Source organism: Enterobacter sp. 01-M-02-SI-ECC, assembly GCF_047530595.1.
Classification (GTDB): domain Bacteria; phylum Pseudomonadota; class Gammaproteobacteria; order Enterobacterales; family Enterobacteriaceae; genus Enterobacter; species Enterobacter cloacae_M.
On record NZ_JBLKCZ010000019.1, the window covers coordinates 43,138 to 67,244 of the forward strand.

The 24,107-nt window shown below is 56.0% G+C and carries 19 protein-coding genes; 4 read left to right on the forward strand and 15 right to left on the reverse strand.

Annotated elements, in window-relative coordinates:
• Positions 1-2: 2 nt before the first annotated feature.
• The 8 genes from ACMWLG_RS19670 to ACMWLG_RS19705 all read right to left on the reverse strand — a co-directional run bounded on the left by ACMWLG_RS19670 (position 3) and on the right by ACMWLG_RS19705 (position 6,968).
• Positions 3-275, reverse strand: coding sequence for a VirB3 family type IV secretion system protein (locus tag ACMWLG_RS19670; protein ID WP_004883097.1), 273 nt, complete (start codon positions 273-275; stop codon positions 3-5).
• The gene (locus ACMWLG_RS19675) at positions 272-655 is read right to left on the reverse strand and encodes a TrbC/VirB2 family protein (RefSeq protein WP_004883090.1); all 384 of its coding nucleotides are present in this window, start codon (positions 653-655) and stop codon (positions 272-274) included. Before ACMWLG_RS19675 ends, ACMWLG_RS19670 begins: the two co-directional genes overlap by 4 nt.
• The gene (gene trbB, locus ACMWLG_RS19680) at positions 652-1,719 is read right to left on the reverse strand and encodes a P-type conjugative transfer ATPase TrbB (protein ID WP_004883088.1); all 1,068 of its coding nucleotides are present in this window, start codon (positions 1,717-1,719) and stop codon (positions 652-654) included. Before trbB ends, ACMWLG_RS19675 begins: the two co-directional genes overlap by 4 nt.
• Positions 1,716-2,180, reverse strand: coding sequence for a ribbon-helix-helix protein, CopG family (locus tag ACMWLG_RS19685; RefSeq protein ID WP_004883086.1), 465 nt, complete (start codon positions 2,178-2,180; stop codon positions 1,716-1,718). Before ACMWLG_RS19685 ends, trbB begins: the two co-directional genes overlap by 4 nt.
• Positions 2,177-4,192 carry a conjugal transfer protein TraG gene (locus tag ACMWLG_RS19690; protein ID WP_004883083.1) on the reverse strand — a complete coding sequence of 672 codons (2,016 nt, stop codon included), beginning with the start codon at positions 4,190-4,192 and terminating at the stop codon, positions 2,177-2,179. Before ACMWLG_RS19690 ends, ACMWLG_RS19685 begins: the two co-directional genes overlap by 4 nt.
• Before the next feature lie 282 nt (positions 4,193-4,474).
• Positions 4,475-4,750: an EexN family lipoprotein gene (locus tag ACMWLG_RS19695; RefSeq protein ID WP_004883082.1), complete on the reverse strand. Its 276-nt coding sequence runs from the start codon at positions 4,748-4,750 to the stop codon at positions 4,475-4,477.
• On the reverse strand, positions 4,747-5,691 hold the full coding sequence (locus ACMWLG_RS19700; protein ID WP_004883081.1) for a LysR family transcriptional regulator: 945 nt from the start codon (positions 5,689-5,691) through the stop codon (positions 4,747-4,749). Before ACMWLG_RS19700 ends, ACMWLG_RS19695 begins: the two co-directional genes overlap by 4 nt.
• Before the next feature lie 74 nt (positions 5,692-5,765).
• Positions 5,766-6,968: a TolC family protein gene (locus ACMWLG_RS19705; protein ID WP_247666382.1), complete on the reverse strand. Its 1,203-nt coding sequence runs from the start codon at positions 6,966-6,968 to the stop codon at positions 5,766-5,768.
• 332 nt (positions 6,969-7,300) lie between these two features.
• Here ACMWLG_RS19705 and ACMWLG_RS19710 point away from each other — a divergent pair, with 332 nt between their 5' ends.
• The 4 genes from ACMWLG_RS19710 to ACMWLG_RS19725 all read left to right on the forward strand — a co-directional run bounded on the left by ACMWLG_RS19710 (position 7,301) and on the right by ACMWLG_RS19725 (position 12,767).
• A complete protein-coding gene (locus ACMWLG_RS19710) occupies positions 7,301-7,936 on the forward strand; it encodes a TetR/AcrR family transcriptional regulator (protein ID WP_022652140.1) in 636 nt (211 codons plus the stop codon).
• Positions 7,937-7,986: 50 nt separating this feature from the next.
• A complete protein-coding gene (locus ACMWLG_RS19715) occupies positions 7,987-9,102 on the forward strand; it encodes an efflux RND transporter periplasmic adaptor subunit (RefSeq protein ID WP_044256783.1) in 1,116 nt (371 codons plus the stop codon).
• Positions 9,103-9,124: 22 nt separating this feature from the next.
• Complete coding sequence (locus tag ACMWLG_RS19720) at positions 9,125-12,241, forward strand: efflux RND transporter permease subunit (protein WP_004883075.1); 3,117 nt, start codon at positions 9,125-9,127, stop codon at positions 12,239-12,241.
• A 190-nt stretch (positions 12,242-12,431) separates the two neighbouring features.
• Positions 12,432-12,767, forward strand: coding sequence for a DMT family transporter (locus tag ACMWLG_RS19725; protein WP_004883073.1), 336 nt, complete (start codon positions 12,432-12,434; stop codon positions 12,765-12,767).
• Positions 12,768-12,911: 144 nt separating this feature from the next.
• Here ACMWLG_RS19725 and ACMWLG_RS19730 read toward each other — a convergent pair.
• The 7 genes from ACMWLG_RS19730 to ACMWLG_RS19760 form a co-directional block, all read right to left on the reverse strand.
• Positions 12,912-13,609, reverse strand: a protein-coding gene (locus tag ACMWLG_RS19730; protein ID WP_095033700.1) for an IS1-like element IS1B family transposase whose coding sequence is annotated in 2 segments (ribosomal slippage) — positions 12,912-13,360 and positions 13,360-13,609 — 699 coding nt in all. Because the reading frame shifts where the segments join, the coding sequence is not laid out codon by codon here.
• A 360-nt stretch (positions 13,610-13,969) separates the two neighbouring features.
• Positions 13,970-15,037: a PDDEXK nuclease domain-containing protein gene (locus ACMWLG_RS19735; protein ID WP_004883035.1), complete on the reverse strand. Its 1,068-nt coding sequence runs from the start codon at positions 15,035-15,037 to the stop codon at positions 13,970-13,972.
• Complete coding sequence (locus ACMWLG_RS19740; RefSeq protein WP_022652142.1) at positions 15,034-16,233, reverse strand: tyrosine-type recombinase/integrase; 1,200 nt, start codon at positions 16,231-16,233, stop codon at positions 15,034-15,036. Before ACMWLG_RS19740 ends, ACMWLG_RS19735 begins: the two co-directional genes overlap by 4 nt.
• A gap of 502 nt (positions 16,234-16,735) precedes the next feature.
• Positions 16,736-19,192: an Ig-like domain-containing protein gene (locus tag ACMWLG_RS19745; RefSeq protein ID WP_022652143.1), complete on the reverse strand. Its 2,457-nt coding sequence runs from the start codon at positions 19,190-19,192 to the stop codon at positions 16,736-16,738.
• A 315-nt stretch (positions 19,193-19,507) separates the two neighbouring features.
• Positions 19,508-21,895 carry an Ig-like domain-containing protein gene (locus ACMWLG_RS19750; RefSeq protein WP_022652144.1) on the reverse strand — a complete coding sequence of 796 codons (2,388 nt, stop codon included), beginning with the start codon at positions 21,893-21,895 and terminating at the stop codon, positions 19,508-19,510.
• A gap of 245 nt (positions 21,896-22,140) precedes the next feature.
• The gene (locus tag ACMWLG_RS19755; RefSeq protein WP_022652145.1) at positions 22,141-22,317 is read right to left on the reverse strand and encodes a hypothetical protein; all 177 of its coding nucleotides are present in this window, start codon (positions 22,315-22,317) and stop codon (positions 22,141-22,143) included.
• Positions 22,318-22,331: 14 nt separating this feature from the next.
• On the reverse strand, positions 22,332-24,008 hold the full coding sequence (locus ACMWLG_RS19760) for a DUF4942 domain-containing protein (protein WP_015063091.1): 1,677 nt from the start codon (positions 24,006-24,008) through the stop codon (positions 22,332-22,334).
• Positions 24,009-24,107: the final 99 nt, after the last annotated feature.

Below are 24,107 nucleotides of genomic sequence, written 5' to 3' on the forward strand. Positions count from 1 at the left end.
TCCTACACGTCCAGCAGCGGCTTGTGCTTGATGTGCCGGGCGAAGACCTGCATGAACTGCGGATCGACCCTCGCGCCCCACACGGCCAGCGAGTGACCGACGATCCAGAGCACTACGCCAGGAATCCAGAGTTGCAGGCCCAGCCCGACGGCAGCGGCTAGCGTGCCGTTGGCAATCGCCACCGTGCGCGGTGCGCCGCCCATCAAGAGCGGCTCGGTCAGCGAGCGATGTAGCGGCACCTCGAAGCCGGCCGCGAAGCTATCCGGGCCACTCATACGACAGCCCCGCCGGAGAAGCTGAAGAACGACAGGAAGAACGAGGACGCGGCGAACGCGATGCTCAAACCGAACACGATCTGGATCAGCTTGCGAAAGCCGCCCGACGTGTCGCCGAAGGCGAGCGCGAGGCCCGTGGCGATGATGATGATGACCGCGACGATGCGTGCCACCGGCCCCTGAATCGACTCCAGAATGGATTGCAGCGGGCCTTCCCACGGCATCGAGGAGCCGGATGCCTTCGCCGTGCCCGCCGTCATCAGCATGACTGCGGCCAGCAGCAGGCCGTGGTGCGCGGGGCCGGCCAGCCGCCGCAGGCGTGCGATGGTTGAAACCGGATTTACGGAATTACGGAAAGCGTGAACGTGCATCTGCGTCATGGCAGTTCTCCAGGTAGGTCAAGGGACGAGGAAGGCGCAGCGGCATCGGCTGCGAGAGGAACCGGCATCAGCTCGGGAAACGGTGTTTCCAGCGCGTCCGCCAGGCGATAGCCGGTGCCGTCGAAACCGACGACACGGGCGATGCTTTCGACGCGGCGCTTGCGGCCACGCCCGGCGATGTGGATCACGACGTTGACCGCCTCGGCGATCAGCGCACGCGGTGGGTTCACCGCCACTTCAAGAATCAACTGTTCGAGGCGCAGCAGCGCGCCCAGCGCGGAACCGGCGTGGATGGTGGCGATGCCGCCGGGGTGGCCGGTGCCCCACACCTTAACCAAGTCCAGGGCTTCGCCGCCGCGTACCTCGCCGACGATCACGCGGTCGGGGCGCAGGCGCATCGTGGCCCGCACCAGCTCGGTCATAGACACGACGCCAGCGCGGGTGCGCAGCGGCACATGGTCGCGGGCTGCGCATTGCAGCTCGATGGTGTCTTCGAGCACAAGCACGCGGTCGCCCGTGGCGGCGATCTCCGCAAGCAAGGCATTGGCGAGTGTGGTTTTGCCGCTGCTCGTCGCCCCGGCGATCAGGATGTTCTGGCGCTCACGCACGGCGCGGCGCAGGAACTCGGCCTGGCCTGTGGTCAAGATGCCGTCGGCCACATAGCGATCCAGCCCGATGATGCTCACGGCGCGCTTGCGCAGCGCGAAGGCTGGGCCGGGCGCTGCGGGCGGCAAGATGCCCTCGAACCGCTCGCCGGTTTCGGGCAGCTCGGCGGTCAGCAGCGGCCGCCCGCGATGCACCTCTGCGCCGACGTGCGCAGCCACCAGCCGGATGATGCGTTCGCCATCGTCTTGGGACAGCTCCACGCCCAGCGGCATGCGGCCCGATGACAACCGATCCACCCATAGGGTGCGGTCGGGGTTGAGCATGATTTCCACCACGTCGGGGTCGGCCAGCGCAGCGGCGATGACTGGCCCCATTGCCGTGCGCAGCATCTGGATACGGCGATCCAGAGAGGTTGCGGCGGATGAGAGTTCGGGCGGGGTTTGCGGAATGGCGCTCATGAGGCACGCTCCTGCGCTTCAGCCAGTGCCTCCGCGTCATCCATTCGCGCCGGGTCTGGGTGCAGTTCTTCCACAACGTCGCGCACCAGGCTGCGGCCACGCAGCAGGTGGCGGCCGAGCCGCTCCACGAATTGCTCGAAACGCGCTTTGCCTTGGGCGCGAGCTGCGTCCTGATGGGCTTCGGGAATCGGGGTGCTGACGGTCAGGAAGTAGCGGATGAACAGCGCCAGTGTTTCGATCTGGATGTTCTGGTCGCGCTCCATGCGCTCGGCCTGCCGCGACAGGCGATCGAGCCGCTTGGCGATGGCCGCCTCGCGCTGGTCGCCAGCATCGGGCGATAGCCACGACGCGAGCGCCGCCGCGACAATGGACGACTTGGACACGCCTTTCTTGGCGGCCAGTTCTTCGAGACGCTTGGCGTGCTCGGGCTGAATGAACAGATTGAGGCGGTATTGGCTCATAAGTCGATTCCGTCGTTGGGGTCGAGGGAAGCCAGCCGGGCCGTGCGCTGCATGGCCGGGTCGAGCTGGCCGGGAAGCGGCAGCGGCAGGTCGTCGTCGTCATCGAGCAGAGTCAGGTCATGGCCGGCGAGCAGCGGTTCGGGGCTGTATTCGCTGACTTCGGATAGCTCCGGCTGTCGGCGTGGGCCGCCGTCATCGGCGGTGCCTGTGCCATCGCCGGACAGGCCCGCAGCCCGGACCGTTGACACGGCTGGGATCGATAGGCCGCTCCAGTCGTCGGGCCGGGCCGGTGGCGCGTCCGCGTATTGCCCGGCCGCGAGCACAGGCGGCGGTAAAACGCGGTTCTTGAAATTCGCGTCGGCGTAGTAGCGCAGCTTCTTGGCCTTGATCGGTGCCACGCTGGACACCATCACCACAGCTTCCTCAGTCGGAAGCTGCATCACTTCACCGGGCGTCAGTAGCGGGCGGGCCGTCTCCTGCCGCGACACCATGAGGTGCCCCAGCCACGGTGCCAATCTGTGCCCGGCATAGTTGCGCTGCGCGCGCAGTTCGGTAGCGGTGCCAAGCGTTTCGGAGATCCGTTTCGCAGTGCGTTCATCGTTGGTGGCGAACGTCACGCGGACATGGCAGTTATCCAGAATCGAATGGTTCTGGCCGTAGGCTTTGTCGATCTGGTTGAGCGATTGGGCGATAAGAAAACTGCGGATTCCGTAGCCCGCCATGAAGGCAAGCGCCGTCTCGAAGAAGTCCAGGCGGCCCAGCGCCGGGAACTCATCGAGCATCAGCAGCAGCTTGTGGCGGCGTTCGATGCCGTCGCTGCCGTCGAGCGATTCGGTGAGCCGTCGGCCGATCTGGTTGAGGATCAGGCGAATGAGCGGTTTCGTCCGCGAAATATCCGAAGGTGGCACTACCAGATAAAGCGACACCGGATGCTCGGACGCGATCAGGTCGGCGATACGCCAGTCGCAGCGCGAGGTGACTTCGGCCACCGTGGGGTCGCGGTAGAGGCCCAGGAACGACATGGCGGTGCTCAACACGCCGGAACGCTCGTTGTCCGACTTGTTGAGCACTTCGCGCGCCGCCGAAGCGACGACTGGATGCGGGCCACCACCTTCCACGTTCACGAGGTGCTGTGTGGTCATCATCCGGTGCAAGGTCAGCTCGAAGGGGCTGGCCGGATCGGAGAGGAAATTGGCGACGCCGCGCAGCGTCTTGTCCTCGCCCGCGTAGAGCACATGCAGGATGGCCCCGACCAGCAGCGCGTGCGAAGTCTTCTCCCAATGGTTGCGCTTCTCAAGCGCGCCTTCTGGATCGACCAGAATGTCGGCTATGTTCTGTACGTCACGCACTTCATGTGCGCCGCGCCGAACTTCTAGCAGCGGGTTGTAGGCCGCCGACTTCGCATCGGTCGGATTGAACAGCAGGCAGTGTGAGTAGCGTGAGCGCCAACCTGCGGTGATCTGCCAATTCTCGCCCTTGATGTCGTGGACTACGGCGGATGCAGGCCAAGAAAGCAGCGTCGGCACCACAAGGCCGACGCCTTTGCCTGAGCGCGTGGGCGCGAAAGTGAGGATGTGTTCCGGGCCTTCATGCCGAAGGTACTTGCCATCGTGCTGACCGAGGAACACGCCGATCGGCTGCGTAAGGCCGGCTTTGCGAATGTCCTCCGTACTTGCCCAGCGTGCCGAGCCATAGGTCGTGACTAGGCGTGATTGACGAGAGCGCCAGATCGACATGCAGACTGCGACCACCACCGCCAGCAAGCCACTGCCACCCGCTATGGCACCGCCCGTGTCGAAAACGCGTGGCGCGTAGGCATCGAAGAAGAACCACCACTCAAACAGCTTCCACGGGAGGTAGATCGGTGTGCCGAGGAAATCAAACCAGGGGGAGCCAAGGCGTACCTGATAGCCAAGGGCTGCTGCCGTCCATTGTGTGGCGCCCCACACACCCGCGATCACGATGCCGAATACCACGGCTATCTGACCGAACAGCACATTCGTACCTTGCATAGCCCCGCCTCCAATCTCTCCTACGCTGATTCCCTTGGGAAACGCGGCTTAGAAATGTGCCGCAGGCGTCAGGATCGGTGCTGGCTTAGTGCCGGTCAAAGACCGTTTGGGGCAGAAAGGTCGATAAGAAAGAATGAATTCGCGCTGTGTCTAGCCAGGGAGTGACTCCGTAAGCGCCGGCGAATATCAGCGTGCCGAACAGAAGATTCAGGCAGACTAGCGAATTGCTGAATTGCTGAATTGCTGAATTGCTGAATTGCTGAATTGCTGAATTGCTGAATTTCAGAATTTGGGGGATTCTTTGGGCGGTGTGTATGGCGTTTTTCCGTCACCGTAGAACCGCTTACGTGTTGCCTCCGCTACCCGGTTGCAAAGCAGTTCGCCCAAAGTAGGCCGATCCGTCTTGCATTGCTGGCGCAACTTCTTGAGCTGTTCCGGGTCTGCCACCAGCTCTTCTACTGTCGGGGTTTTCTTTTCTGCACTAGTGGCTTTGTGCGGTTTATCAGATTGACCGCATGCGACTAGCATTGCAGCGACGAGCGTGATGGCGAGTCTCATGGCATCAATTCCTCCGGAAGATCGGGATTTCGGCTTTTTGTTGACCTGAGAAACTCTGGCAATTCGATGGCCTGTACTCGCTGAATGAAGCGCGCAAGCTCGTCAAACGGATCGCCTTCAAGTCTGAGTAGATAGGTCGTCAAAGGTGGTACGCGTGTCGAAAGCGGCCTCGCCACGACTCCTGGCTCTCGGGAGGCTGCAATGTGTGCAGCCCCTGTAAGTCCGAGTGCAAAACCGGCAGATACCAACGCCATCATCAGGTCGAAAGTGGTAACCCGCTCGGCAACTAGAGGCTGCATTTCAGCCCGGCTAAGTACTCGCTCAATGTGCTTGGCGTGGCCCTCGCACACTTGAGGATCAGATAGCACTAGCGGGTAGCGCAGCAGTTCATCCAATGGAATTCGCTTAAGAGCCAGCAACGGATGCCGAGCTGGCAGCGCCACCATAAGCGTGTCAGTCCACGCGGGAAGTGCGACGATTCCATCACCTACGTCGTCGGACTGTGCAAAGCCGACGTCATACAGGTCGTCGTGCAATCCTTTGATTTGTTGGGATAGTGGCACCTCAAAAAAGCGAATCTCAACCTCGGGCTCCTCCTCGCGACACAACGCCAATAGGGCTGGTAAGCACAGTAGTGTTGCGCCGTCTGACAAGGCGACGCGGAGTTGTCCATGAAAGCCATTTTTTGCTGCCTTCACGCAGTCCCGCGCCTGTTGCAAGGATGCGAACACCCGAGGTGCGTGCTCCATGAGCATCAACCCAGCTCGTGTCAAACGCGTGCTTCTCGTGTTCCGAATAAAGAGCTGTGCTCCTAACTCCTCTTCGAGTTCTTTGATCGTGCGAGACAGTGGGGACTGCTCAATATGCAGTTTCGCAGCGGCGCGAGCGAAGTGAAGTTCCTCGGCGAGCGCCATAAAACAACGTAGATGTCGAATTTCCATGCGTCCCCTACTAATCGTCGATCTATTCAGTATTTAAAACTCGCTGCCATGCTGCGTTCTTCCAACTCAAGGACTCAGGGTGAAGATTGCAGATTCACATGCTCTGGCGAACCAGAAAGCGCTTTAGCGAGAACACCCCATTGCACGGCTGCGTCGGCGCGAGCACGGACCAGAGCCGCTCGCTGGGACAAGGTGCCACGCTCCGCTTCTGCAACAACGGTCGCATCCACCTGTCCCGCCTCAAAGAGGCGTCGACTGCGGTCAAGGAGTCGATCAGCGACGACAAGACCATCGACCTGATGCTGCAGAGAAGTCCGCTGGGTCTGCCAGCCCAGATAAGCGTTCTCCACATCCTGAAGCGCAAGCAAAACCGTGCGTTCCAGGTCAGCCTGTGCGCCGCGACTGCGTGCTGAGCCCTCGTCGATTCCCGCTTGTATTGCTCCACCGTCAAAGATCGGAAGCGTCACACCCAAGCCCAGAGAGAAAATGTTCCCTGCCACACGTGTTCCGTTGTTCTCGAAGCGTTGGCGCCCACCACTCAAATCGAGCACAAGTTTGGGGAGCCGCTCGCCTTCTGCTGCGTTCCATCGCGCCGTCGCCGCTGCAAGACGCGCCTGCGCGGCTCTGACGTCGGGGCGCTGCTGCAGCAATTCGCCTGGCACGCTTCTGGGAGTCCAATCGGGCATGGTGAGAGAGGCAAGCGCAGGACCGCTGCCAAGCGCCCCCGGAATCCGGCCAACGAGCACATCCAAGGCATGCGTTGCTTCGCCGCGTACGCGTCGCAACTGCTCTTGCTCCACCCGGAGGGCGATGACCTCGGAACGCGTGCGTTCAATGTCAAAGCCCGTAGCTTGACCTGCCTTGAACTTCTGCTCTGTCAGACGCTCAAGGCGCTCGGCGACTTGAAGTCGCTCTTTTGCCAGATCTTCCAGCTCTGCCGCCTGCCGCTGCTGCAGTGCAGCGGACACTGTCTCAAAGGCGATCTGCCAACGTGTCGCGAACCAGTTCTGTTCGACAGCAACTGCGTCCATCCGTGCGCCATCAGCGGCATGCGAGAGGCGGCCCGCTAGATCAACTTCCCATGAAGCCGACAGCGGAAGCCTGGCATCGCTGCTGATGGTCGGTGCCAAAGAAAAGTCGCGCGCGCGCGTTGCTTGGGGCGTGAGCGCCAAGCTAGGGAACATTGAAGCGCGTGTACGTCGGGTGATCGCCACAGCTTCATCAATCCGCGCTCTTGCAATAGCGAGATCGGTGTTGTGCTCCAGCGCGTTGCGCACCAGCGCGTCAATCAGCGGATCACCGTACGCCGTCCACCACTCGGCCGGGAGTGCTTGTGCTGGCACCTGCTTGCACAGCCAGACCCGCTTCGTTCATGAATTTGGCCGGAACCTCAACGCGTGATGTCTCCACCCTGTGAGGCGAGTGGCTGCACGCGGCGAGAAGCGTGATCGATAGGAATGCAACAGCAGTAAGGCCGCGGCGGGCGTAGGGATCGGACATGTTGAGCCACTAGGTTGTGAATTGAGGAGGCCGTCTTGACGGGCATAGTTCATGGCGTGTACTATACCGTCCAGACGATTCAAAAATCAAGCATCTTTGGAGTTTCACCATGGCAACTCGTATGAAATCAAGCCCAGAGGAGTCGCATTCGGCGGACAACGGCGCTGAAGCCCCCTCCATCTCTAAGAAAGCGCAACAAACACGGGAGCGCATCCTTCAAGCTGCGCGTGACGTAGTCATGGAGGGAGGTGCCGGGCACCTAACGCTTGACGCGGTCGTTGCACGGGCAGGAATGAGCAAAGGTGCGTTCCTGTACCACTTCAAGACCAAGCGCGATCTGCTCCTCACGATGATTGATGACCAGGTCTCGGCGTTTGATGGCGGGCAGGAAGAGCGAGAGCTGCCATTCGTCGGCGATCCAGACCCTTGGCTATCCAGCCAGGTCTCGGCTATGCCTGACGGCGGGATGCAAAAGATGAGCGCTGCATTGCTGGCGGCCGTGGCTGAAGACCCCACGCTGCTTGAGCCTGTGCGCGGCTGGTACCGCAGGCAGTACGAGAACGCGAGCAAATCTCCACGCGGCACCGATATCGCCGGAATCGTTCTATTTGCCTTGGACGGAGTCTTCCTCGCCGAAATGATGGGTTTTCCGACGTTTGCTGCCGAAGACCTTTCTCGACTCATGCACACCCTCCAGGCGCTCGCCCGCGGCGAACTGGAACTCACCCCTATTGATAAACGCTGATGAAAGGCCTTCCCGTGTCTTGCACTCCCTTTAAATCCCAGTCCTGGCAAATGCAGAAAGTCGGCCTCGCGTTTGTTCTGCTCGCATCGCTTGCCGGCTGTGATAGTCAGAAGGAGCCTGCTTCCGATCCACCGCGAGCGGTCAAGCTGCTCACGGTGGGGGATGTAGGTTCTGTGGCCAATCGCATTGAATTGAGTGGTCTAGCTCGCTCCAGTGAGCGGAGTACCTTGGGGTTCGAGACTGGCGGGCGTATCAGCAAGCTTCATGTGGACGTGGGAGATCGCTTCTCTCGCGGACAGCTTCTGGCTGAGTTGGATGTTCAGCCCGAGCAACTCCGCCTAGAACAGGCTCGGGCGACACTCGCTGCTGCGGAAGCCGCATTGGCAGACAGAATCGTGCAGACAACGCAGCAAAGGGGGCTGCTTGAGGGCAACGTAATCTCCCCGGCTGCATTCGAGAGTGTGAAAGCACAGTTGGTTGCAGCTGAAGGCCAGGTGCGCAATGCAAAGGCCGCATTCGGCCTTGCCGAGCGTGCGCGAAGGGGGGCCGCCATTCATGCGCCATTCGACGGCGTCGTCGCGGAGAAACTCGCTCTGCCGTTCACAGATATTGCAGCCGGAGCGCCGGTGCTTCAAGTGGATGGACTACGCAGCGGCGTAGAAGTCCTTGCGACTGCATCGACGACCCAGGCGGCAAATATCAAAATTGGGCAGGTCGCCGAACTGCGCCTGAGCGAGTCAGCAAGTCCCGTTCGTGCTTCGGTACAACGCATCGGCTTGCGTGCTGAAAATGGCTCACTTTTACCTGTCGTGCTCGTTCCTCAAGATGCTACTCTTGCGCGCAGTCTTCGACCCGGGTCTGCCGTTCAAGTATTGCTGAAGGCACCGGAAGCGAAGGATGCCTCACCAGATCGTCTGATGCTTCCCTATTCGGCACTGGTGCTCAGTGAGAAAGCAGGACAAGCCGCAGTGTTTGTATATGACGTGACCGGAAAGAAGGTGCACCGCCGGGAAGTGCAATTCCAGAGCGAGCCAGGCGGCGACAACGTTCGCGTTGTGGGCGGCCTGAAGCGCGGCGAGATGGTAGTCGCGGCTGGCGCGAGTTGGCTGACGAACGAGCAACAAGTCACCCCACTCAAGGCCACGACCCAATTGGCCGGACGCTGACCCGCTACAGGAAGACTTCGCTATGAAGATCACAGAAATGGCGCTGCGCGCCAGCAGACTCACCTACCTTGCCGCGGTCATCATTCTTGTTGCCGGCATTGCCACGTTTCTCAATTTCCCTTCGCAGGAAGAGCCATCGGTCACGATTCGAGATGCGGTTGTTGCCGTTCTGAACCCTGGCATGCCAGCCGAACGTGTTGAGCAGTTGATCGCGCGTCCGATCGAGGAGCGTTTGCGGGAGCTGGCCGAGGTCAAGCGTGTAACCACAACCGTTCGCGCGGGCGGGGCCGTCATACAGGTCACGATCTGGGAGCGGTACACCGACCTAGCCCCCATATGGCAGCGCGTTCGCGCGAAGGTTGCCGATGCTCAGCCTCTGCTTCCACAGGGTACGTTGGGGCCATTTGTCAACGACGACTTCGGCCGTGTTGCCGTGGCCTCCATTGCGGTGACCGCGCCGGGCTACTCCATGGGCGAAATGCGTGTGTCGTTGAAAGAGATGCGCGATCGCCTATACGCGCTTCCCGGCGTTGATCGCATCAGCTTCTACGGCTTGCAGGAAGAGCGCGTCTATCTCGAATTTGATCGACCAAAACTAGCCCAGCTTGGATTGACCCCACAAGGGGTGATCGATCAACTCGTTAAACAAAACGTCGTGCTTTCAGGCGGGCAAATCGCCATCGGTGGCATCAACGCTTCGCTGGCTGTTAGTGGAGAGGTTCGCGACGCCGCTTCGCTGCGCGCGTTGCCGATCATGATGGCGCAAGCTCAGGGTGCGCGCGGTGCTTCGCCTGCTCCTTCAATCTCACTGGGAGAGCTTGCGCGCGTGCAGGTACAACCTGCAGATCCTCCCGAGTCTGCTGCAGTCTATAAGGGCCAGCCTGCCGTAGTGATGGCAGTGTCCATGACCTCGGGCCAGAACGTGGAGCAATTCGGCGTAGCCCTCAAATCCCGTGTGGCCGAGCTTGAGAAACTTCTGCCCGCAGGTTTCGAGCTCTCCTATGTGACATTCCAGGCAGACGTCGTCAAACGTGAAATGGGCAAGATGAACCAGGTGATGATCGAAACGATTGTCATCGTGCTCGGCGTCGTCGTCCTTTTCCTGGGATGGCGCACAGGATTCATCGTCGGGATGATCGTGCCGCTTACCATTCTGGGGGCACTGATCGTGATGCGCGCGCTGAACATCGAGCTGCAAAGTGTTTCGATGGCAGCCATCATCATCGCTTTGGGGCTCTTGGTAGACAACGGCATCGTGATTGCCGAAGACATTGAACGGCGCTTGGCAGCCGGTGAAGACCGCAAACAGGCTTGTCTCGAAGCGGGTCGTACCCTCGCACTGCCGCTGCTGACGTCCTCATTGGTTATCGTCATCGCCTTCTCCCCGTTCTTCTTCGGCCAGAGTGCGACGAGTGAGTATCTGCGCTCTCTCGTCATTGTCCTCGCGCTCACGTTACTCGGATCTTGGCTGTTGTGTCTGACCGTCACTCCACTGCTGTGCTACCACTTCACCAAAGTGCATCATCAACCGGCGAATGACGCGCAAACCTACAACACACGCTTCTATCGCGGCTATCGCAAGTTGCTTGAGTGGGTGCTTGACCACAAGGCGATCTACGTTGGTGTGATGACGGGTGCATTGGCCGTAGCTCTGTACGGATTCACGACACTGCCATACGACTTCTTGCCGAAGTCCGACCGAGTTCAATTCCAAATACCGGTGCAGCTCGCCCCTGGAACGGATTCACGGCTCACTCTTGCCAAAGTGAAGGAAGTGAGCGGCTGGCTCGGTGATCAAGAAATCAACCCCGAAATCACGGATCACATTGGCTACGTCGCTGACGGTGGGCCGCGCTTCATCCTTGGGCTCAATCCCCCATTGCCAGCATCGAACATCGCGTACTTTGTCGTGACGGTCAAGGCAGGCACCAACATTGACGTCGTGATTGCCCGAACTCGGGCTTACTTCGCGCAGCATCATGGAGATGTACGCGCAGAGCCTCAGCGGTTCTCGCTAGGCACTACCGAAGCCGGCACAGCCGTCTACCGGGTCAGTGGGCCGGATCATGAGGTGCTGATGAATGCGGCGGCGAAAATTGAGTCCGCGCTACGGGAGCTGCCAGGTACGGCCAACATCAAGAACAACTGGGATACCCGTGTCGGCCGTCTCGATGTTCGGGTCGATCAAGATCGTGCGCGACGTGCTGGCGTCACCACCGACGACATAGCTGCCTGGCTTGGCACCCGCTACATCGGCCAGTCGATCTCTGTGATCCGAGATGGCGATACCAGCGTGCCAATCGTGATGCGCGGGACGTCCAATGATCGGCGCAGCACTGCGGACGTTGGTTCGACGACCATCTATCCAGCGTCGGGTGGCCAGCCGGTTTCCCTGGCGCAAGTGGCCGATGTCACGCTCGCTAGCGAGCCGTCTGTGATCCAGCGCCGCAATCTCATTCGTACAGTCACAGTTCAGGGGCAGAACACCGCATACACCGCGCAAGAGATCGTGGATCACCTCGCACCTCGGATCGCCGCAATTGAACTACCTGCAGGCTATGCCATAGAGCTTGGTGGAGAAATTGAGGAATCGGCTGAATCGAATGCATCGCTCACGCACTACATGCCGTTCGCTCTTCTGGCGATGTTGCTGCTATTCATCTGGCAGTTCAACTCCTTCCGCAAGCTGATCGTGATTCTCGCAACGATTCCCTTCACGTTGATTGGGGTCGTGATTGCACTGAAGGCAACAGGCACTCCTTTCAGCTTCATGGCGACATTCGGGGTGCTTGCGCTGTTCGGAATCATCGTCAACAACGCCGTTCTTCTGCTCGAACAAATTGAACACGGCCTCTCGGAAGGTCTCGCCCGACATGAAGCCCTGGTGGGAGCTGCGATGCAGCGGCTGCGTCCAATCGTGATGACCAAGGTGACCTGTATCGCGGGTCTCGTGCCCCTGATGTTGTTTGCGGGGCCGCTGTGGAAGGGCATGGCCATCGGCATGATCGGTGGTCTCGCACTTGGCACGCTCGTGACGCTTGGCCTGATTCCGTTGCTCTACGAGGTGCTGTTCGGAATGAAGTGGCCGGGCAGCAAACGGAGTCACGAGGCGGTACAACAACCAGTGCAACCGGTCTGATCCCTCAGCGTAACTGTCCACACGCTTCCCCCGATCTCTCTCGTGGCCGGAGAGATCGGGGAGACAGATTCTCGCCATCAGAGAGTTTAAGAAGAAATCAGAAGCAGAGCGAATTGACCGCCTACTGCCTATTCTTTGATGCTTTGATGCTTTGATAATCAATTTTCACTGAATAGATTTGGAGAAATATATGAACCCGTTGTCATGGAATCCATGGTTGGTTCTACTGATTGCCGGCCTGTTCGAAATCGGTTGGCCACTAGGCCTCAAGATGGGTGCGGCCAATGCAGCGATGCGCTACGTGGGGCCGGCGATTGCAGTTGCCTGTATGGCAGCCAGCGGCTTTTTCCTATGGTTATCTCTTAAACAGATCCCCATAGGAACAGCTTATGCGGTCTGGACCGGCATCGGTTCGCTGGGCGCGTTTTTCGTGGGCGTGTATGTGTTCGGCGATACCGCCTCCTTGATACGTTGGGTTGGAATTGCGCTGGTTGTTGCTGGCATCGTCTGTCTGAAAATGGGATAAATGAAAATATATATGAAACGCCCTATTTCATTAATCCATTTTGTGCTGCTGGCAGGCCTCACGGCAACCTTATCTGGCTGTGCTTCAAACGGAATGACTCGATCAGGGTTTCTTGGTGATTACGATGTAGGTAATGACTCCAACTTATTGATAGTGTTTTATGTTCAGATAATGCCCGATGACTTTGTCATGCAGCTCCACCGATTTTGAGAACGACAGCGACTTCCGTCCCAGCCGTGCCAGGTGCTGCCTCAGATTCAGGTTATGCCGCTCAATTCGCTGCGTATATCGCTTGCTGATTACGTGCAGCTTTCCCTTCAGGCGGGATTCATACAGCGGCCAGCCATCCGTCATCCATATCACCACGTCAAAGGGTGACAGCAGGCTCATAAGACGCCCCAGCGTCGCCATCGTGCGTTCACCGAATACGTGCGCAACAACCGTCTTCCGGAGCCTGTCATACGCGTAAAACAGCCAGCGCTGGCGCGATTTAGCCCCGACGTATCCCCACTGTTCGTCCATTTCCGCGCAGACGATGACGTCACTGCCCGGCTGTATGCGCGAGGTTACCGACTGCGGCCTGAGTTTTTTAAATGGCGGAAAATCGTGTTGAGGCCAACGCCCATAATGCGGGCGGTTGCCCGGCATCCAACGCCATTCATGGCCATATCAATGATTTTCTGGTGCGTACCGGGTTGAGAAGCGGTGTAAGTGAACTGCAGTTGCCATGTTTTACGGCAGTGAGAGCAGAGATAGCGCTGATGTCCGGCAGTGCTTTTGCCGTTACGCACCACCCCGTCAGTAGCTGAACAGGAGGGACAGCTGATAGAAACAGAAGCCACTGGAGCACCTCAAAAACACCATCATACACTAAATCAGTAAGTTGGCACCATTACCCAGGTTCTCGATTCGTATTTAAAAAATGATGACTTGATTCGTGAATATTTTGAAAAAATTAACTGACTTTATAGTTTGAGATATTTAATTAAAACAGCGATCGGCATAGAACATGGCGCTGCTGCCCGCGATAATCATGTGATTGGGCGCTCGCGCCCACTAGCCCCAGCGCATCCTTGAGCCGCAGGCCAGTTCCTTATCGGCCTATGGCGATTCCACACTAGCATGGAGCCTCGATAGAGCAAGAGATCCGTTGCCACATGCTCGTGCTGTGGTTTGGGTGTACGGTTGGACAGATGCTGCTGTCAGGACTTCTCGCCAGGCTGCCGCTGCTCGATCTGCAACCGCGCCCGTTCGGTCGCCTGCTGCAACCGCTCCCCCAGCACCGCACGCGGCGGCAGGGTCGTCAGGTATTCGGCTACGTGGATGCCCGACTTGTCCAGCTCCAGCAACTCGATCTGCTCTGACTTCTTGCCGGTACAAAGAATGATGCCCAGCGGCGAGGCTTCCTCCGGTTCGCGTTCGTGCTTGTCGAGCCAACGCAAATAAAGCTCCATCTGCCCCTTGTATGCTGCCTTGAACTCGCCGATCTTCAACTCCACCGCCACCAGCCGCCGCAGCTTGCGGTTATAGAACAGCAGGTCCAGGTGGAAATCCTCGTCGTCGATCTGGATGCGTTTCTGCCGGGCTAGGAAAGAGAAGCCCGCGCCCAACTCCAGCAAAAAAGACTCCATTTCGCGGATGATCGCGGCTTCCAGGTCGCCTTCCTGCCAGGTATCGCGCAGGCCCAGGAAGTCGAGGATGTACGGGTCGCGCATGACCAGCGCCGGCGACATGCGCTGCGCATCGCGCATCGCCGCCAGCTCTTGCGTGATCGTCTCGTCCGGCTTCTTGGACAGCGCCGTGCGCTCGTATAGCATCGAGTCGATGCGCTCGCGTAGCGTCCGCACGCTCCAGCGTTCGGCGCTGGCCATTTGCACGTAGTAGTCCCGCTGGAGCGGGTCTTTTAGCGGCAGCAGCGCCACGAAATGCGACCAGCTCAATTGTCGTGACAGCGTCACGACAATTGGCTCGTCCGAGAAGGTGGCGGCGAACTGCACCATCCGGCGCAGGTTCTTGTCCGCGAAGCTACGTCCGTAGTCGCGGACAAGCTGCGCCGCCAGGGTCGGCAGGATTTCGTCGCCGTACCCGGCCCGCTGCCCGGCAAGCACTTCCGTATGGATGCGCTGGCCAATGCGCCAGAACAGCAATGTCAGCTCGGCATTGACCGCCGAGGCGACGCGCTGGCGCGACGCTTCGATCAGTGCCCGGATGTCGCCCAGCAGCGCGGGCGGCGCTGCTGGCGCTGAGACGGATGCCTTGCGCCGGGTCATGCGGCCACCTCCTTGGCTCCCTGCATCCCGGTGATCGTCTTACGCCGATTCGCCACCAGTTCGGCCGCCTCTCGCACCGGCTTATCCTCGGTGTGGACGTAGCGCATGAACATGACGACGGTCTTGTGCGCCGTTAGCGCCATGCCGACCTTGACCGGGATGCCCGAATTGGCAATGTCGGTCGCCGAACGGTGGCGGATGCCGTGCGTGCCCACGTGCGTAGCGCCAGCCGCCTTGAGCGCACGGCTCCAGCCACCGTAATACTCGCCCGTGGTTAGATGCTTGCCAGCGTGGCTAGGAGAAGGCAGCACATAGCGGCTACCCTCCTGCCGGGGTGCCGTCGAGAGTAGCCGATAGGCTTCCTCGCTCATGGGCTTAGACATGCCGCCTGTCTTGCTGTCAGGCCAGACGACGCGCCGGTTCTGCAAGTCAACCCAGTTCCATTCCAGCGCGATGATTTCCGAGCGGCGGCCGGCGAACTCGAACTGCAGGCGGATTCCCAAAGGGATGACGTAGTTCTCCAGCCCCTCCGACTCGATCTTGTCGAGCTGTCGGAACAGGTTGCCCATTTCTTCGTCGCTGATGAGGTGAGTCGATTTGCCGGCAGGGAACATCGGGACGTGACGGCAAGGGTTGGTACCGTCGGGCCGATAGCCCCATACCTCGGCCATGTTGAACATCTTGCGCAAGACGCTGAATACCTTGTTCGCCTCGGTCTGCTTGTACGAAAGCTTTTCCATCAGTCCGGCGATTTCAGGACGCTTCACGTCCTGAACTTTCTTGCGTCCCAGCAGCGGAATAATGTTGCGATTGATGACAGCCTGATAGCCGGCTTGGGTGCTGAGCTTGTTGCGCTTCTTGGAGTAGTCCTCCATGAACTTCGTGCATAGCTCCTTGATCGTAGGTGCCTGGCGCGCCTCCGCCTTCTCTGCGGCGGGATCTCCGCCTCGGCGGACTTGGGCCAGCCATTCCTGCGCCAGCGACCGCGCCTGTTCGACGGTCAGCTCCCCGTACAGTCCTAGCGAGGGCTTGCGGCGCTCGCCAGCGTTCGTCCGGTACTGGAGCATGAACACCTTGCGACCCGCCGGGGTAATCTTGCACAGGAAGCCGGGGACCAGCGTGTCCCGGAGTTCGACGGCCTCTGCCTGGGGTTGCGCCGCATCGACAGCGGACTTAGTGAGTTTGATCTTAGCCATGATGACTCCTTGGAAAGACCTGGATTCCAAGGGCCGGATAGGAGTCAGGCGGTCGGAAGTCAGGTCAGGTTTCGGAAAGCACCGGCATATGTTGAACTCGCTTAAGTCATTGATAAACCTGCTGTATCGGGCTGTAGCGTAGTCCAGCGAATTTCGGTGCTGGAGTCATGGTGAAATAAAAAAGCCTCCCGTTTAGGCGCCTCTTAAGGATGGGTTTTCGTGGCTAAAGATGAAAAGCAACACGCTTCCCGGTTAGGAGAGTTGCCCAAATCCACTATGCCGGGTGAATGATGTGTTGATCCATGCTGACGGGTAGGTGTATGGGCAGATCCGCAGAGAGCGGCAGGCCAGTTTCATTTGCGGTTTTAGTGATGGGACATCAGGTTATCCACAAAAACGGTGCATAAACCTGTGACCGGAATCTGGATAAGATGGGATAATCATCATCGCGGTGCCATTACCTTGAAAGGGTGACCCGGTACCGGGTCACCCTGCCTCGCTTTTACTTCAGTTCCTCGATATTCAGCATAAATTCTGACGTTCCGCTGACGCCGGAAATCGATGGGAAAATCGGGAAGCTGCGGCTGTCACCCAGACCCAGATCCAGCTGAACGTTTTTGCTCTCCCCTGGTGCTGCGGAAACCCCATTCACCGTAACGCCGAAGGCCGCATCCTTACGTACCGTCAGTATCGCGTCCTGTTTCCCTGTTGCGATAGAACCGTCCTTCTTGCGCAGCTGGCTGGCATACAGTACAGCCAGCGGCGTGTTGTCGGACGTTTTCAGGGCGGTACTGACGGAGATGGTCTTAAGGTTCTCCAGACGTACCAGGTTGTTCGGCAGGTAGTTAAATTCGACGGCGCTTTCTTTAACGTTGTTCATCTCGTCTTTGGCATACACGGTCAACGTGTAGGTTTCACCGTCATTAAGTGACGGGAAGATCTTCGGGTAATTCGGTGTATAGAGATCATTTCCGAGATTTACCCAGGACAACTCAACAGCATCAGATACCGGTCCACCTCGAAGCGTCATGCGAGTTAACGAGGGTTTGGTCAGAGTATCTGCGAGCTGAATTCGGACGTTTTCCAAGCCGAACACTGTCACGTTGCTGGTGATAGGTTTGTTTTCGTAGTTGATACTGATGGACGGCGGCGAGTTATCGACCGTCACGGTTTTGTAGGCTAAGCTTCCCGTGTTGCTGAAAGAATCCTGGGCGTTGAGCTGCACGTTATAGCTGCCCTCCGGGATCTGTTTCAGGTTGAAGTCGTAAGTATAATTCCCGGTTGCTGTGTTACGCCCCGTTTGTTTTCCTGTCACGTTGATATCCGCGTTATTGCGGGATTTGTCAGACAACCACACCCGGCTCAGTTTAACGGCATCGAAATACCATCCGTCTCCTGGCTCGTTGACGAATACCTGAAGAATGTTGGTCGCATCATTGTAGTTGTAGCCAGTAACTGTGGGCCCCTTTGTATGCCAGGCGATGTTTTCCCAGAGCGGCATGAAGAAGGTGGACTCGGTTGTCGAACGCACTTCATAGGCAGTATGTATATAGCCGGTGGTACCGTTTGTAATCGCCTGTGTCAGGTCGACAGTACACGACGTTGACCCGGCAGGGATCTTGCAGGTGGCACTGCCGGTAATTGCTTGTTCGTAGGGGCGTGCTTGCACAGTGAAACGGATCTTGGTTAGGTTCACCGGCATATCTGAAGCCAGAAAATTTTTCCAGTCGACGCTATTGAACCAAGTGCCGTCAGACTTCTGTCGCTCAATCGCAGGACTCCCCCACGCAGGACTTTTTACCGCCGCCGGGTCCCAGTTCAGCCAGGAGGCGTACTGAGTCAGACCGCCACCGGCCCATTGGTACCTGTTCACAGGGCGATAGTAGTTTCCATCCAGAGTACCCTGTGGGAGCTTCACTTCTACGTACACATAGGTCGTGTCTTCTGAAATAACCTTAGAGCCGCCATAATTGTTAAGAATGGTGATGCCGCCGTTACGGTATGGCTGCCAGTTAGTTCGGGGAATACGAATGACCATCCGGTACGGGTTTTCGAGTACAGAGAGCCCCCGCACAAACGGTACGTACCCTGAAGAGATCCCTGGAACCACACTCGTACTGACTCGTGAGTCATGGACCGCAAAGGGCGTATATTCACCTATCTGGTCATCAAATAAAAAGCGCTGCGGAGGAATATTCAGCGTGTTTCCGGCCTTATCAGTGATGATAAAATTGAAGGTGAATTCTTCATTGAGATCGCTGGTGGGCATGCCAGGTTGAGTGACCGCTTCCTTTATCCAGGGGTAAAAGGCACGTTTTGCCGCCGTGTCGTAGCTGAGTGTATTATCGGAAACGACTGTTCCATTGCTGCGCTTGATGACCAACCGGATCTTGTCTATGCCATACGCATCATCAACGCCGTCAGCAAAGATGGAAAACTGGCCAGAACCTCCGCGACCGAGCTCCCAAAGTGGTCCACTCAGGACCATGTCATAGCCTGCGTTCTGGCTTGGGTATATGCTGGTGTACTTCGGCGCTGTAGTATCGATGGTGAAACGATACGTTGTGGAACTTACGACGGCTTGCTGGAGATCTAGCGTGTCATTGATTACCGTGAAAGACCCTTCACCAAGTGCAGGTAACCCCATGTCCTTTCCGTAATACTCTGTGCCGTCGGCAGCAACAATGCGGTCTGCAACACTTATCTTGGCCGTTAGTCCCGAATACATAACCTTTTTATCACTGTCCCTGGTTACAGTCACACGTTCGTACCGGTCTAGACCGGAAATTAAGTTTAGGGTCAGGGCGCCAGCCGGATTGAGATAGCTCTGCGTTGCAGGCTTAAGCGTCATTGCCAGCTGATTGGTGTCGGTATAGGAATAACTGAAAATCTGAGCCGCCGCCGGATAAGTTGAAGAGATGGCCGTGGCAATGATACAGCCTGTCAGTATTTTACGCATGTGATGCTCCCGGGATGTATTTGTCCCTATTTTACAAAATCATTTCTTCTGACCTTGCTGGTTATCAGAGGTATTTCATAGCTTTAAACTTTTGAAAATGTCCGTTATAACAACTTTGGCGAGGTAAAAATTGGCAACGGATTGACTATTGAGATGGATCTTCACCAGGACGAGAAAAAGTGACTTTTCGTACACGAACAAGTAAGCAAGAATTCATGTTTTGATGTAAATGCCACAGTGCGGGAACTGAAAGATATGGGTGGAGGTTTGGCTATATTTCAGCAAGGTGCCGACTTAACGACACCCCAAAATTATTCAGAACTGCGGGAATTCCACGGCAAACTCAGATGTACCAGAAACGCCACTCTTTCCTGGTGTGACAGAATAAATACGTTCTTCACCCTGCCCCATATCAAAAATGATTGCCTTTGTCTCTCCTGGCGCAACGGTTACGCCAGCTACACTTACCGGGAAGTCAGCATCTTTCCGCACGGACAGCGTACCGTTTAACTGCCCAGTAATGACAGAACCATCCTTTCGGCGAAGTACGCTTGTCCGGATAAAAGCCAGTGGCTGGTTATCCGTGGTCTTTAGTGCAGCCGCAGTAGCAAGGGTACGTAGCCTGTCCAGAGTGATCATGTTTGCTGGTTGATAGAGGAAATTGAGCTTTTTCGAGGACCGGTTTCCAGAGGCATCGACTGCGTGAGCTTCAATTGTATAAATGCCATCCTCTTTTGCTATTACGGGAAAGATACGCGGGTACTCTGGCGTATAAACTCCTGAGCCCTGACTGGAATAAGCTAATGTCACCTGTTCACTGTTTGGTCCACCGCTCAACACCAGTGATTCAAGCGAGGCGTCACCTGAAGGGTCAGCTACACTAATTCTGAGGTTTTCTAGTCCCTTAACCAGTTTGCCTTCAGGATCATCATTCAGATACCGGTAGGAAATTAGAGGGGCAGTGGAGTCAATGGTAAGCAAATCATTTATCACGTAGTTTGCCGTGTTGCCCACAAGATCTCTTGCATAGGCGGACAGAACGGTATATTTGCCGTCCGGCAGATCAGCATAGGAAATGACCGCGTTTTTTGTTTTAAAATCACTCTCTGTCCATGTCCTGGCGGGTAGGTCAATCACATTCCCCGTTTCGGTTTTAAGCACCACGCCAAATTCTCGGGTATCCCATGCTCCTATTTGCCATCCATTTATCCGGTCATCATCAGTAACCGTCATGGTTACATTTTTATCCATACGGTTAATTTTTACGGCGTTAATAACCGGTGGGTTGTTATCCCAAATCACTACGAATGCCCCAGCCAGATTATCATAAATAGCAGTACCGTCTTTACCTGAGACCAGATGGATGTATTGCATCCCCTTATCGGAAGTAAAGGTATAATCCACGTTCATGGTACAACCAGTGCTTCCTACCGGGATAAGGCAGTACCAGTTACGGTTCGAATTAGCTGCAACCCGTTGTACATAGTTACGAGGTTCGGTAGTCACGCGTATTTGGGTAAATTTGGCAGTTCTTACATTCCCAGTAGCACTGCTCCATTTACCGGTATCACTACGAAAAATTTCTTTGCTTGTGACCTTTGGTGCAAGTTCCATGGTTGGGGAAGGAGTGAAAGATAACTCAGAGTGATGGTACCGACGAACGCCTCCCGCAAGTGTCTGGAATTCGTGATAAATATCACCGGTACTGGGGAAAACAAAATTGAACGAATAAATATTATATGTGCTGTCAGAACTTTGATAATTGGCATCTGCCCACCCAAAGCTTGTTTTATTAGCAGCAGTAAAGTTACTTTTATTCCTGAGTACCCGCAATGATATTGGATTACTGTAAACAGTTATCCCAGCTGAGTAGTTTTCCCAGGTATTTGTCCTGGTATTAAGCACCTGTAGAACAGAAGGAGGGTTGACCCGATCAATCACACTTTGTCTGCTTACTGATGCTTTATTTCCTGCCTTGTCATAAACATAAAGGCCCATACGGTATTCAGACTGAGAAGCTGGCGCCAGGGCTGGATCGCTCGCAGTAGTATTTTGGACGGTTACTGAATTATCGACCAGGTTAATTACAGCCCCTCTCTTTCGTTCAACGCCGTTCGAATCGACAAGAAAGTACTCAGCCCGGTCGAGACCAGAGCGACTGTCTGAAAGGCCTGAAAAGACGAGAGCCTGAACAGAGGCATACTGCATACCTGAAGGAACGCTGGTAAAGATGGCTTCGCTACCATATTGCCATCCATTTCGCGTATATCCAATTGTGCTAGTTTTAGGGGGAGTGCGGTCGATAGATATAACGTAGTCCCGGCGAGAAATTTCATTATTTTGGAGATCTGTGATCACTTCCCTCAGGGTGTAATTATCTTCACCAAACGCAGGGACACTTAACCTTTTTCCATAATAGTCATACCCGCTACTGGAGGTCATACGGTCATCAACCGTAACTTTGCTACTTTTCGTGCTCCACAAGCTTGCACCGTTGACATTAAGTAACGACAACTGGACGTACCGGTCTAAGCCGGAGATTACATCAGCCTCGAATGAGGTTGCTGGATTAATCCACTGCACAGATGGAACAACAATCTTTGGTTGATTCTGAGTGTCATTGAATCTTAACTCTGCAATCTCAGCTTGTGCCGTAAACGAAAAAGCTATGAGTGGTGCTAAAAGTATCGCCCTGCATTTCATGATTATCCTCCCCCAGTCAGGTATCAATAATACCAAGTGAGCAAGGCTAACTTTTCTGGGAAGGGGATATAAAAAACAAGAAAAAAAGAGTGAAATGTTCGCCAATAAAAGCAGGAATGCGAAGTGCTTAACATGCACTATTAATCACAGTTTATCTCATCCTGAGTAATAACCACTGCTCGGGCTCCCCGCTATCTTGTAGGGAGCCCATAAAGGGAGCAATCTGTACCAACTCCTTTAACAGGTTAGTTTTCAAACCAGGGCGAATCGGCAGCGTTGGCGGAGTCTTCACTTTGCGGTGACTCTCCCAGAAATTGCACTTCATGTACCGGTTTACTTTTCCCCAGGCTCTGCTGGAAATCATCCATCATAAATTCAACATCATTTTGGTCCTCTGGCAGGCCAGGTGAGATTTCAGACATGGTCTTTCCTTCAGTTAAAGGCATTCTACATACAGAACACGGACGGAGACGGCAGTGTTGTCAAACTCGTTATCGAAGGTGTCCATCCATTCAGCACGGTATCCCTCGCCCAGCAGGTTATCGATCCCCTGAAGGGATAGCGGCAGGACGGCCGCTAAACGCCCGCCGGAAACGAGATGAGACGCAGCGGCCAGTAGATGGAGTTTAGCCCGGTTGTCAGCAAAAGGTGGGTTCATCACCACGCAGTCGAATTTCTGATTTGGGTTCGCTGCTGACCATGCCAGAAAATCGGCCTCCGTTGTATCGTAACCTTTAGCTCGGGAGACCAGACAATTTAGTGTATCCAGTTCGATGCCGGTAACGTTGACGCTCTTAGGAAAACATTGCAGCAAATCCCCGTGCCCGATGCTTGGCTCTAGCAGTCGCTCCCCCTCCCCGGTCGCAATAATGGATGCGACGTATTCACTGAGTCGCAGCGATGAAGGGTAAAACTGGTGGGATACAATATCGGGCATGGCACCCATATGACCGATGAAGCGCATCACTTCGGTCGGGTCATAATCAAATGTCACATGGTAGCTAGTAATCCGGGCACCGAGGAACCGCAGAACCTCCGCGTTCACCTGCCGCGTTTTATCAGCGAACTCACCGGCATAACCGAGCGATGTCCAGCTGGACCATTCCTTTTCATTCCGAGTGAATTCCAGCTCTGCGAGCTGCATCCGTGAATGAAAATCGATGCAGCGTTTCAGTGCCGGGAACTCCTGCAACGTGGCTTTGTAATGGGCTAAGCGTTCAGTAGGCAGCGCCAGAGGGACAATGGCAGCAAGAATGTTGTTAAGCCGTTCTGCAATATCAGGATGTACATCAATGTGCATCGAACCATTCTTGTAAACCCGAAAACGAATACTGTTGCCATCCAGGCTGATCCAATTTCTGAACCCAGCATGACCAACCATATTCTCAACCATTTTTTTCGTGTCATAGACCGGTTTAACTGTTTCTCCCCGGAAATAAGAACAGATCACCCGCAGTTCCGACAGTGGCATGAGTCCTGATTCTTTGAATTCAACTTTAAGTTTTACCCACTTGTCTTTCACCCCTTCACAGACACCGACGGTGATCATGCGGGTTGAGAAACCAAAAGCTTTATTGGTTTTGTGGTGACGGCTTAATGATTGAAAAACGGCATAGACGCGCTCTTTAATGAACTGATGCCGGTCATTGAGCAATGTGACAACCGTGGCAACTACTGCGTCGAGTGTAAACTCAGGGATCTCTTGCGGAGGCCGGTGATACCGGTCAGCAGTAAATTGCTTGTCCCATTCGTTCTTTTTTTCGTCAGACATCACGGACAGCACATCGGTAAGGGCCATTACCCGCTTCCAGTACTCAGAACGAAGTGCATTTTCTGCGTACAGGGCATCTGTTTCTGAAATGAGATGGTTATAGCCCGAGAGGTAGGAATAGAGCTTCTGATTTCCGTATTTCATAAACTGAGTGGACATGGACCTCAGTAAACTAAGCTCTTCGTTATAGGATTCGACCTGGCTGGCAATGATGCCAAGCTCTTCCCGCATTTCGGGCAGAAAGTTATCCTCGTTAACACTGAGGCCAGTTAGGGGCATACAAGCGACCAGAGAGTTCCCTGGGGCGCCAATTTGGGGGAAATTAGATTCAACAGCAGACATAGTATCAGTCCTTTATGTAGGAATTATCTATTACCAGGATATCAACCTCGTTCAAAAAGCTAATAGGTTGGGCGACATAAAAATCTCGAAAGTTGCGCT